The sequence below is a fragment of the Acidaminococcus nyctereutis genome, assembly GCF_052216985.1.
GTDB classification, from domain to species: domain Bacteria; phylum Bacillota; class Negativicutes; order Acidaminococcales; family Acidaminococcaceae; genus Acidaminococcus; species Acidaminococcus fermentans_A.
Genome location: NZ_JBQOUY010000014.1, coordinates 33,914 through 45,612 on the forward strand (window position 1 = coordinate 33,914; position 11,699 = coordinate 45,612).

Consider the following 11,699-nt stretch of genomic DNA (forward strand, 5'->3'; position numbering starts at 1 on the left):
CCTGATCATTAAAATGCACAGCTAGAAATGTTTGGCGGCTTTCCCCTTGCAGGGGACATCGAGAAAGGAGCTTACGTTTATGGAACAGGCAGTAAAAGAGTATTTGGACAAAATGGTAGAAGCTTCCCGTATTGCACAGAAAGAATTTGAAACATACCCGCAGGAAAAAGTGGATCAGGCCGTGCGGGCAGTGGGGAAAGCAGTTTATGATAATGCGGAACTTCTGGCCCATATGGCGGTGGATGAAACCAAAATGGGGAATTACGCAGATAAGATTGCTAAATGCGTCAATAAATCCAAGAGTGTCTGGTGGCGGATGAAAGACAAGAAGAGCCGGGGCATCATCAAACGGATCCCGGAATTGGGTTTGGTGGAAGTTGCGAAACCCATCGGAGTGATTGGCTGCGTAGCACCGACCACAAACCCGGTCATCAATGTGATGCAAAATGCTATGTGCGCCTTGAAATGCGGGAATTCTATGATTGTCAGCCCGCATCCCCGTGCCAAACATTCCAGCGTGAAAACAGTAGAAGTGATCAATGAAGCTTTAGATGCGCTGGGAATGCCGAAGAATCTGATCCAGGTGATCACAGAACCCAGTATGGAACTTTCTGCGGGTCTGATGAGTGCGGTGGATCTGTGCATCTGCACCGGCGGTCCGGGGCTCGTCAAGGCTGCCTATTCTTCCGGGAAACCGGCTATAGGGGTAGGACAGGGGAATGTCCAGGTCCTGGTGGACCGGGATGCGGACCTGGATCAGGTAGCAGCCATGGTCATCAAAGGACGGACTTTCGATAACGGGGTCCTGTGCACCTGTGAACAGAATGTCATCTGCCCGGTGGATAAAAAAGAAGAAATGATTGCTGCGCTGAAGAAACATGGCGCTTATTACATCGACAATCCGGAAGATGCAGCCAAGCTGAGAGATACGGCGTTTCCCAATGGTGGCTCTGTGAGCAAGGAATATCCAGGAGCCAGTGTGAAGAAAATCGCACAGCTGTCCGGGATCCAGGGCATCCCGGAAGATGCCAAAGTCATCGTTTCCTGTACCCGGGGCTATGGGAAGGCGGAACCGCTGGCCAAAGAAAAACTCTTCCCTGTGCTGGCGTTCTTTACTTATGACAAATGGGAAGATGCCATCCATATCGCCAAGACCAATCTGGAAATGGAAGGCATCGGGCACAGCGTGGTGATCCATTCCAATACGCCGGAGCATATCGAAGCGGTGGCGGAAGCAATCCCGGTCAGCCGTTTCGCCGTGAACCAGGTAGGCGGCACCAACCTGGGAGGTGCCATGGACAACGGGCTGAATCCGACGACTACACTGGGCTGTGGGACTTGGGGAAACAACAGTATCAGTGAAAACTTCACCTATTACCATCTGATGAACCTGACTCGCATTTCTTACCGTGTTCCGGATATGTATATCCCTACGGATGAAGAAATCTGGGCCGAATAAGTCCTTTCCTTTCTCATAGCGGGAAGCGGCTGCAGTGATGCCTCTGGGCAGGGCAGCCGCTTTTCGCCTGAAAAAGGAAGCCTGTGGCAGGAGGAAAAGAGAAGATGGAAGGATATCTCCATAAATTTGTGAGTCCGGACGAAGCTGTCTGTTTAGGGGTCAAATCAGGGGATTGGGTGGATTTTGGCTTTGGCAATGGGTTCCCGGAACTGATGGATGAGGCTTTGGCCCGCCACAAGGAGGAGCTCAGGGATGTGAAGATCCGGGGCGGATTGGTTTATCGCCCCATCATCCATACCATCGACTGCGACCCGGAGAGAAAGCATTTCCAATATTATAGCTGGCATCTAGGGAACTACGAACGGAAGATGTTCACGGCCAAGCGGCTGCATTTCGTCCCTATGCTGCTGCGTCTCTTGCCAGAGATGTATCGGGATTATCTGCCGGTGGATGTGGCCATCGTGCCGGTATCCAAACCGGATGCTCAGGGCTATTGCGGGCTTGGGCTGGCCAATTACTGCTGGAAAACCATTATCCAGAAAGCCAGGACTATCATCTTTGAAATCAATGAAAAAATGCCCGGTCTTCAGGGGATTGACGGCTCCCATCGGGTTTCCCTGGAGGAAGCCGATTATATCGTAGAAGGGGAACATCAGCCCCTTTGCGTATCCAGTTATCGAGAACCCAGCCAGGCAGATCTCCAGATTGCCAAGAATGTAGTCCGGGAAATCCCGGACCGAGCTGTCTTATCCTTAGGGGTGGGGGCCATCCCCTTTACCATTGCCCAGCTGCTGGCGCAATCAGAACAGGAAGATCTAGGCTGCCATACGGGGACCCTCAGTGATGCGTTCCTCATGCTCCATAAAGCAGGGAAACTGACCAATCGCTGGAAGGAGGAGAAAACAGGACTTTCTTCCTGGAATCTGGTCAGCGGGTCCCAGGAACTATATGATTGGCTCCGGGAAAAACCGGATGCGTTTTATCCGGCCGAACTGGATTATATCCATAATCCCCGTGTGATGGAGCGGATTTCCCGGTATATCAGCATCAATGGAGGTATCCAGCTGGACTTGATGGGGCAGGAAAATGCCGAATCCGTAGGGACTCGTCAGATTTCCGGCGTGGGAGGACAGCTGGATTTCCTGGAAGGAGCCTTCCTGTCCCGGGGCGGTGCAGGGTATATCTGCATTGAATCTTCCCGGGTGGACAAAAAGGGTGTGCGCCATTCCAATATCGTCCCGGCCATTGCGGCCGGCAGTGCCATTTCAGGGCCCCGGGCCTTGATCCAAAATGTGGCTACCGAATACGGGGTGGCCCATCTGACAGGTTTGTCTTTAGAAGAACGGGCAGAGGCCATGATCCGCATTGCCCATCCGGATTTCCGGGAAGAGTTGAAAGCGTATAAAGAGAAAGTGTTTTCTTGAAATAAGCTTCGTTCTCCAGATGTTTGGATTTCAAAAGATGCAAATCTTGTTCCTGTACTGCAAATCTCTTCTTTTGTCATGCAGCGGGGGCCGATTCTGCTATACTGAAGGAAAAGCAGAATGCGGCGTCCAAGGCTGCTGAAAAAGATGGAGGTTTTGGCGATGAAGGATTTTATCTATCATGTTCCCACAAAGATTTATTTTGGAAGGACCGCACTGGACCATTTGGGGGAAACCCTGAAATCTTTTGGAGACAGGGTCCTGTTGATCTATGGGGGAGGTTCAATCAAGAAAAGTGGCTTATATGATCGGATCCTGGCAGAAAGCCGGAAGTACCATCTGGAACTGACGGAGCTTCCGGGAATCGATCCCAATCCCCGGATCCAGTCCGTACGCAAAGGGGTGGCGCTGTGCAAAGAGCAGGGAATCCAGGTGGTGCTGGCTGCCGGCGGCGGTTCCTGCCTGGATACGGGGAAATTCACAGCGGCTGGTGCCTGTGTGGATTTCGATCCCTGGGAATTCTTTGCCCGGAAGGCCCCGCTGACCGAAGCTCTCCCGCTGGTCACCATTCCGACGATTGCGGCCACTGGATCAGAAATGGATGATGGGGGTGTCATCAGCAACCTGGAGACCCAGGAGAAGCTGGCCCGTTTTGCCCCGGCACTCCAGCCGCAAGTTTCCTTCCTGGATCCGGAATTGACGTATTCCGTCAGCCGATACCAGACTGCCTGCGGGTCGGCAGATATCCTGTCCCATATCCTGGAAACGTATTTCAATCCGGGAGAAGGGATGTATATGCTGGATGCGGTCATGGAAGGGTTGATGAAGACGGTCCTGAAATATGCTCCCATTGCCCTGGAACAGCCGGATGACTACGAGGCGAGAGCCAATCTCTTGTGGACTTCTACCTGGGCCATCAATGGCTTCATCAAGGGCTGTCAGAACCAGGTGTGGAGCTGCCACGCTCTGGAACATGAGATGTCAGCCCTCTATGACATTACCCATGGGCTGGGCTTGGCCATCCTGACACCCCGGTTCTTGGAATACTGCCTGGATCAGGAGCACGTGGACCGGTATGTCCGGTTGGGCGTCAATGTCTTCGGACTGGATCCGGCGGGAGAGCCTATGGAAATCGCCCGGGAAAGCATCCAAAGGCTTTCAGAGTTCTTTTTTGGGACCTTGGGGCTGCCGTCCTCACTGACAGAATTGGGGATCCGGCCGGAAGATTTTTCCGTCATGGCCGAAAAAGCCTGCCGGACAAAAGGCGGGATCGTCAGAGGGTTTAAAGACCTGCAAGAAGCAGATTTGGTGAAAATCTATGAAATGTGTCTGTAAAAGACAGGCATGAAAAAAGGGGCTGCGACACATCTTAGTGCCGCAACCCTTGTTTTTCATGCTTCAGTTTTGCGCAGATAATCCATGCTTGTTTCCAATCCTTTGAGCGTCAAAGGAAACATATGGATCCCCTTTTCCATGATCCGGGCCGTGCTGTAATAAAAATGCCAGTAGTCTTGTTCCACTGGATTCAGCCAGACGGTGGCAGGATACCGTTGGAGAAGCTCTTCCAGCCAGGCGATCCCGGGGCGGTCGTTTCCCCGTTTGTATTCAATATTCCCATTGACCGCCATCAGTTCCTCTTCTCCCATACGGGCATCGCCTACCAGGATGACCTTGTACTCCCGAGAGCACTGCTGGAATACCCACTGGGTGGAAATCCGGTGTTCCCAGGCACAATCTGGCGAGGTGAAAAGCTGATCATAGAAGATATTGTGGAAGTAGTAGATCTTCAGTTCTTTGAAGGAGGAGCCCTGGCTTACGGCTTGGAATAAACGGCGGGAAAGATCCATATAGGGCCACATGGATCCGCCACTGTCCATCAGGAGGAGCAGCTTCGTCCGGTTCTTCCGGGGCCGCTTCAGGACGATATCCAGGAAACCGCCTTTTTGAGACGTGGCGCTGATGGTCCCGTCAACATCCAATTCTGTCTTGGGGATATTCTCTTGATCAGAAAGCCGGCGGAGCTTCCGCAGGGCCATTTGGAACTGCCGGATCTCCAGGATCCGGTCGTCACGGAAGTCGGCAAAGCGCCGTTCTCCGGCAACGGCCAATGCCCGGTGCTGATGGGATCCTCCAAAGACTCGGATGCCTTTGGGCGCATACCCGGAATGGCCAAAGGCAGTCTGGCCGCCGGTGCCGATCCAGGTGGTGCCGCCATGATGGGCTTCTTTCTGCTGTTTCAGCCGTTCTTCCATCAATTGTTCAATCCCTTCCCGAGAGAATCTTCCCCAGACCAGATCCGTCGTTTCCTTATCAAAAGGCGTGGGAGAGCTGGCTTGGGCCAGCCATTCTTGGAATTCTGGGGGAAGCTCCCTGGGATCTTTTATGTGTTGGAAAAACACTGAGAAGGCTTCATCAAAACGATCGTAATCCGTCTCTTTCTTGACCAGGACGGTCCGGGCTAGATGGTAGAATCCCAGCAGGCTGTTCCCGTGGAGGCCCAGTTCCAGGGCGTGGAGAAAGACGGACCACTCGGTCAAGGTGGTATGGAGACCATGGCTCCGGAGACAATAGAGAAACGGCGTGAACATATCAGTAACCGGCCCGTTTCAAGTCTTCCGTCTTTTTCAGCAGGACGCCGATGAAGGGAAGATGGGAAGTGAGTTTTTCCGGGGAAATGCCACTGATCGCCAGGGCTTGGATCCAGTCCAGCAGCTCTGCGGTGCTGGGTCGTTTGCTCAGGCCGGAAATCTTCCGCAGCTGGTAAAAGGCGTCTATGGCACTTGTCAGCAGATCATCCTCCAAATGAGGGAATTTGGCATGGACGATCTGGGCCATGGCAGCCGGATCGGGGAAGGCGATGTAGTGGAAGATGCAGCGGCGGAGAAAGGCGTCCGGCAGCTCTTTTTCTGCATTGGAGGTAATGATGACCAGGGGCTTTTGTCGGGCTCTGACGGTTTCCCCCGTTTCCGGGATATAGAATTCCATCTTGTCCAGTTCCCATAACAGGTCATTGGGGAATTCCAGGTCAGCTTTATCGATTTCGTCGATCAGGAGGACCGCCCGCTGGGGACTGCGGAAAGCTTCCCCCAGTTTCCCCAGCCGGATATAACGGGAGATGTCCTCCACGCCTTCTGTGCCGAACTGACTGTCGTAGAGCCGCTGGACGGTATCATAGACGTACAGTCCGTCCTGGGCCCGGGTAGTCGATTTGATGCTCCAGACGAAGAGGGGAAGCCCCAGCTCTTCTGCTACGGCTTCCGCCAGGACTGTTTTCCCGGTGCCTGGTTCACCTTTGAGCAGCAGGGGCTTTTCCAGAGCAGCTGCGATGTTTACGCTGCGCTGCAGTTCTTCAGAGGCAATGTAGGAATCTGTTCCTGTAAAAGATGCCATTTTTTATCCTTTTCAGAATCAGAAGGCTTTTTCGTAGAGGGCGATGAAGTCCTTTACGGTCGTCTGCCGGGGATTGGCCAGGGTATTGGGCGCTTTCATGGCGTCTTTTGCCATGGCTTCGAATTTGTCCTGGGTCACGCCTACTTCCTGCAGATGTCTCGGGATATTCAGGTCGTCGTTCAGCTTTTTCAGGGCGTCTACCAGCATCTGGGGACGGAAGTTGCCTGCCGGATCTTTTTCTTCCCGGATGAAATTATAAATGGTTTCATACCGGCCTTTGTCAGCCAGCGCATTGAATTCCATTACAGCGGGCATCAGGATGGCATTGGCGACCCCATGGGCTACATGGAAATAGGCGCTCACCGGGTGGCTCATGGCGTGGATATCTCCCAGCTTGCTCCAAGCAAAGGCCATGGCGGCAAAGGTGGAGCCCAGCATCATGGCACAGGCGGCGTCTGCATCCTGCCGGTTGGCAACGAATGCCCGGAGGTTCTTTCCAATCAGGGCCATTGCTTTTTCTGCCATCGCATCGGTATAGGGAAAAGCGAAACGGGACAGGTAGGCTTCCATGGCATGGATCAGGGCATCCAGGCCGCAGGCGGCAGCGACGGAGGCCGGAGCCGTCATGATCAGTTCCGGATCCAGGAGGGCATACTTGGGCAGGATATTATGGTCGATGATGGAAAATTTAAAATTCCGTTCAGGATCGGTGATCACCGTGGAAGCACTGACTTCGCTCCCTGTCCCTGCGGTAGTGGGGATGGCGATCAGAGGGACGATGGGGCCAGGGACTTTGGACAGCCCTTCATAATCCGTGGCTTTGCCCCCATAACGGGCCAGGATGCCTACGGCCTTCCCGGTATCCATGGGAGCGCCCCCTCCCAGGGCGATGATGCTGGTGCAGCCGCTTTCCACAAAAGCTTTGGCCGCATTCTCTACGGTTTCGATGGCCGGATTGGGGGTCACATCCAGGTAGGTATGGCAGTCGACTTGCGCAGCTTCCAGGATATCCTGGACTTTTTTGACCAGCCCGATCTGTGCGATACCGGGATCGGATACGAGGAATACATGGGTCGATTGGTTGGCCTGCAGGATCTCTGGCAGCTTCTTCAGGCTGCCCATGCCAAATTGGATGGTTTGAGGAACTGCAAAAGAGAAATCGTGGATCATTGAAATTGCCTCCTTTTAAAAAATCGAATCGGTATGGTTACAATGTAATAGAAGGAAAGAGAAAAAGAAAGGCGGGAAAGCGGTTTTCTCTTCTTTCGAAACTCCGGTTGCATACTGTGCAACTCCACCTGCAAGTCTTACAAATGGAAATCATCGGCTGGAAATTCCTTTCGCTCGCCGCAAAACCCCCAAAAGTCGTATTGTCAAGATGGACGGGCTGATTATAATGAAAAGCAAGAAAAGACAAATAATTCCAAAAGAATTCATTTGTATGTGTGGTCGGCCGACCAACCAAACCAAAGGAGGTACGTTTTTTCATGAGCACATCACGCCGCATCATCCTTTCCCTGCTGGGCCCGGTAATCTACCTGCTAGTCAGCATGGGAGGAGCTTCAGCCTTGACCGTAAAGGGAGCCCAGGCAGTAGGGGTTTCCCTCTGGATGGTATTCTGGTGGGTCACCCGCCCGGTGGACATCACGACCACCGCATTTGTCCCAGTAGCTTGTAATGCACTTTTCAATATCGTTCCTATGGGGGCGCTTGTTTCCCAGTATTCCAACCCCAGTATCATCTTGGTGTTCAGTTCCACCTTGCTGACCCTGCCCTGGGCGAAGATCGGACTGGACCAGCGGGTTGCCCTGAAATGCCTGTCCGTCATCGGGCCTTCCATGCGGTCCCAGATCATTGTCTGGTCCATTTTCCCCATCCTGTTCTCTACCGTACTTCCCAACGTGGTAGTGGTGGCACTCTTTACTCCTATCGCCATCGCCATGCTGAAAGCGGCCGGCTATGATGGGAAAAGTGCGGCAGCGGCTCCGATCCTCTGTGCCATCGGCTGGTGTGCCGGGATCGGCGGTGTCGGGACTCCTGTAGGCGGCGCCATGAACGTGGTGGCCATCGCCCTGCTGGAAAAGACCACCGGTCATGAATTCCTGTTCATGGACTGGGTCAGCCACATCGCTCCTTATCTGATCTTTACGTCCATCACCTGCATCATCGGCGAACTGATGCTGCCCCAGGAAGTCAAATCCCTGGAAGGGACGAAAGAATATTTCACGGAAGCTTATGAAGCATTGGGACCCATGAAACGGACGGAAAAAATCAGCATGGCTCTGTTCGTGATCGCCCTGATCGGATCCTTCCTGCGTCCGCTGTATGCTTCTCTCCTCCCGGGTCTGGTCCCTGCTTTCCTGTATGCCATCCTGGGTTTCCTGGGATTCTTCATCACCGGCGATGACGGCAAACCCCTGGTGGATTGGGATTATGTCCAGAAACACATGCTGTGGGGCATGATGATCCTCTTTGCCGGCGGCCTGGCCATGGGGAACCTGCTGGGCGCTTCCGGAGCCAACAAGGCCATTGCCGAACTGATCGCCAGCCAGATGCACATGCCTCCGGGCCTGCCTATGATCATTGCCATCACGGTGTTTGCCGTGGCAGTGTCTGAATCCACGAACTCCACCGTGTCGGCTGCTGTAGTGGTCCCCATTGTCATCACCTATACCCAGAGAGCCGGCCTGCCGCTGATGCCCTATTTCTTCATCACGGCCATGGCTTACAACTCTGAATTCCTACTGCCGGTCAGTGTCCGTGCCATTACCTGCGGGAACGGGCTGGATCCCAATGTGCAGATGAAACGGGGGATCCCCATCATGCTGATCCGTGCTTTGAGCGTCATCGTCGTAGGCTATATCTGCCTGCAGATCCCGGCTTTCTCCCAAGTAGGGAGCTTGTAACCAACATCATCCTATAATCGGTTATTGATAGAAACTTACGGATGTGAAAGGAGTTTTACCATGAGTACTGTTGAAGAACTGATTGAACGGAGCCGTGCGGCTCAGCAAAAATTCGAATTCGCCACCCAGGAACAGGTGGATGCAGCTGCCAAAGCCATCTGCAAGAGCATCTATGACAACGCAGAACGGCTGGGCAAACTGGCTGTGGTAGATTCCCGCATGGGCAAAGTGGAAGATAAGATCTCCAAATGCCGGGCGAAATCTTCCTTGATCTGGGAAGATCTGAAAGATAAGAAATCTGTGGGCATCGTCGGGAAAGACGAAGCCAAACGGCTGTACAAGGTGGCCAAACCCATGGGCGTGGTGGCTTCCATCATCCCTTCCACCAACCCGGTAGTGACTCCCATGAGCAATGCGGCCTTTGCCCTGAAGACCCGCAATTCCATCATTTTCGCTCCCCATCCCCGGGGCATCCAGTGCTGCCATGAATGTGTCAAACTGTTCCGCGAAGCCCTGAAAGGTTTGGGCTTCCCAGAAGATTTGGTACTGGAAGTGGATGAAGTTTCCATGGAAAACAGCAACAAGCTGATGCAGCTGGCAGATGTGATCGTAGCTACTGGTGGCATGGGCATGGTCAAAGCTGCTTATTCCAGCGGGAAGCCGGCCTACGGCGTAGGCCAGGGCAATGTCCAGTGCATCGTGGACAGCGATGCGGATATCCGGAAAGCTGCCGCGGACATCGTCCTGGGCAGAGGCTTCGATTACGGCCTGATCTGCCTAGGCGAACAGACTGCCTATATCCCCGCTGCTAAATTCGAGGAATTCTTGGAAGCTTTCCGGGCGGCAGGAGCCTATTATGTGGATGATCCCAAAGAAGTGGATATCGTCCGCAAAGGACTGTTCCCGGAGGCTGGCGGTCCTATCAGCCGGAAAATCGTGGGTCTGAGCCCGGCTAAAATCGCCGAAATCATCGGGCTCCCTGGTGTGCCGGAAGATGCCCGTGTGCTGGCGGTACGGGGAACCAAACCGGGTCGGGGCGATGACCTGAACCGGGAAAAGATGTGCCCGGTGATCAATATCATCCCCTATGAAGGGAGCTTTGAAGATGCGGTCAATATGGCCCTGATCAACCTGGATTATGAAGGGAAGGGTCACAGTGTGGCTGTCCACTCCAATACTCCGGAACATGTGGAATATGCGGCTCTGCACTGCCCGGTGTCCCGGCTGATCGTCAACCAGCCGGCTGGCACCACCGGCGGCGGCAGCCCCACTAACGGTTTCACAGCCACCACCACACTGGGCTGCGGTTCCTGGGGCAACAACAGCTTCAGCGGCAACTTTACCTATAAGCTGCTGATGAACCTGACACGGGTAGGCTATCCTCTGGATCAATCCTACCTGCCGGATCCGGCCAAAGCCTGGGAAGACTGAGGCTGTATCTGGAAAGGCTGACCTCCTTTTCTCCATAGGCATCCCTTCCACGTCCCCCTTTTCGGTGGAAGGGATGCACGGTGAAGAATCTTCGCCAATCCATCAAGAAGACCTGCTGCAGGATGCGCTGCGGCAGGTCTCTTGCTATTTGTTTTTTCCGATACTATAATTATGAACAAATCATTTACAGTTCTAAGGCTTAATCTATGGTAAAATAATATAGAAAATATGACCTGAGTCATATTTGCGGCAGACAGGGGAGAATTTGTAGAATGGACTAATGAGGGGGATTCCGAATTGGAACAGAAATCAAAATACGCTTCAGGGAATAAGAGTGTCAGTAAGACTTTGGCGATTTTGTCCCTTTTTTCAGAAGGGGAACGGATGCTTCGGACTTCCGAGATCGCAGATCGCCTGCAGATGAATATCAGCACCGTGTCCCGGCATCTGAACACCCTGCTGGACGGGGGATTCCTCCAGCGGGATGATGCCACCGGGTATTATTACCCTGGGATGGAGATTATAACCCTGGCAGGGGTGGCTCTGAAAAATAAAAGCATTTACCGCCATGCCTATCCGGAGCTGCAGCAGTTGTCTTTTAATATGAAGGTGTTGAGCCATCTGGGGATCCCTGATGGGCTGGATGTGGTCCACCTGGTCTGCTGCTGCTGCGAAGACAAGACGGAAATGCTCTTTCCTCTGGGGCATCGGCAGCCCTTGTACTGTTCGGCCATGGGGAAGATTATGCTGGCGTATCTGCCGGAAGAAGAAGCGCTACGGATCCTAAAGGCCAGCGATCTGCAGAAGTATACGCCGGAGACTCAGACGGACCTGCGGGGGTTGATGGAAACCCTGAAGACCATCCGGAAAAAAGGCTACTGTGCCAACAACAACCAGCTGCATATGGGCAGAGGGTCCATTGCAGCCCCTATCTTTGACTGGACCCGGAGGCCTGTGGGAGCCATCAGCATCTCCACCCAGAGCCATCGGATCCTGGCCCAGGTGGATGAGGAGCGGTTCGCCCGTACGGTCACTCTGGTGGCCGGGAAGATTTCCGGCAAACTGGGATATTATCCGGAATAAAGATAA

Annotated in this window: 9 protein-coding genes; 6 read left to right on the top strand and 3 right to left on the bottom strand. The window is 53.5% G+C overall.

The annotated features are described in order from the left end of the window. The first annotated feature begins 46 nt into the window (after nt 1-46). The 3 genes from ACTUHY_RS08030 (at nt 47) to ACTUHY_RS08040 (ending at nt 4,218) form a co-directional block, all read left to right on the top strand. On the top strand, nt 47-1,459 hold the full coding sequence (locus ACTUHY_RS08030; RefSeq protein WP_442827307.1) for an aldehyde dehydrogenase family protein: 1,413 nt from the start codon (nt 47-49) through the stop codon (nt 1,457-1,459). Nucleotides 1,460-1,563: 104 nt separating this feature from the next. Beyond that, nucleotides 1,564-2,883: an acetyl-CoA hydrolase/transferase family protein gene (locus ACTUHY_RS08035; protein ID WP_442827308.1), complete on the top strand. Its 1,320-nt coding sequence runs from the start codon at nt 1,564-1,566 to the stop codon at nt 2,881-2,883. Nucleotides 2,884-3,045: 162 nt separating this feature from the next. Continuing rightward, on the top strand, nt 3,046-4,218 hold the full coding sequence (locus ACTUHY_RS08040; RefSeq protein WP_442827309.1) for an iron-containing alcohol dehydrogenase: 1,173 nt from the start codon (nt 3,046-3,048) through the stop codon (nt 4,216-4,218). Nucleotides 4,219-4,274: 56 nt separating this feature from the next. Here the strand turns inward: ACTUHY_RS08040 and ACTUHY_RS08045 are convergent, their stop codons facing one another. The 3 genes from ACTUHY_RS08045 to ACTUHY_RS08055 are packed head-to-tail and all read right to left on the bottom strand — an operon-like array spanning nt 4,275 to nt 7,440. Then, complete coding sequence (locus ACTUHY_RS08045; protein ID WP_442827310.1) at nt 4,275-5,471, bottom strand: VWA domain-containing protein; 1,197 nt, start codon at nt 5,469-5,471, stop codon at nt 4,275-4,277. A gap of 1 nt (nt 5,472) precedes the next feature. Further along, nucleotides 5,473-6,273 (bottom strand): AAA family ATPase, encoded by an 801-nt coding sequence (locus tag ACTUHY_RS08050; RefSeq protein ID WP_442827311.1) that lies wholly within the window; start codon nt 6,271-6,273, stop codon nt 5,473-5,475. A gap of 18 nt (nt 6,274-6,291) precedes the next feature. Further along, nucleotides 6,292-7,440 (bottom strand): iron-containing alcohol dehydrogenase, encoded by a 1,149-nt coding sequence (locus tag ACTUHY_RS08055; RefSeq protein ID WP_442827341.1) that lies wholly within the window; start codon nt 7,438-7,440, stop codon nt 6,292-6,294. 320 nt (nt 7,441-7,760) lie between these two features. On the opposite strand from ACTUHY_RS08055, the gene ACTUHY_RS08060 reads away from it, so the two are divergent. From ACTUHY_RS08060 to ACTUHY_RS08070, 3 genes are all read left to right on the top strand, one after another. After that, a complete protein-coding gene (locus tag ACTUHY_RS08060) occupies nt 7,761-9,179 on the top strand; it encodes an SLC13 family permease (RefSeq protein WP_442827312.1) in 1,419 nt (472 codons plus the stop codon). Nucleotides 9,180-9,239: 60 nt separating this feature from the next. Next, nucleotides 9,240-10,610: an aldehyde dehydrogenase family protein gene (locus ACTUHY_RS08065; RefSeq protein WP_442827313.1), complete on the top strand. Its 1,371-nt coding sequence runs from the start codon at nt 9,240-9,242 to the stop codon at nt 10,608-10,610. 297 nt (nt 10,611-10,907) lie between these two features. Continuing rightward, nucleotides 10,908-11,693, top strand: coding sequence for an IclR family transcriptional regulator (locus ACTUHY_RS08070; protein WP_442827314.1), 786 nt, complete (start codon nt 10,908-10,910; stop codon nt 11,691-11,693). The last annotated feature ends 6 nt before the right edge of the window (nt 11,694-11,699 follow it).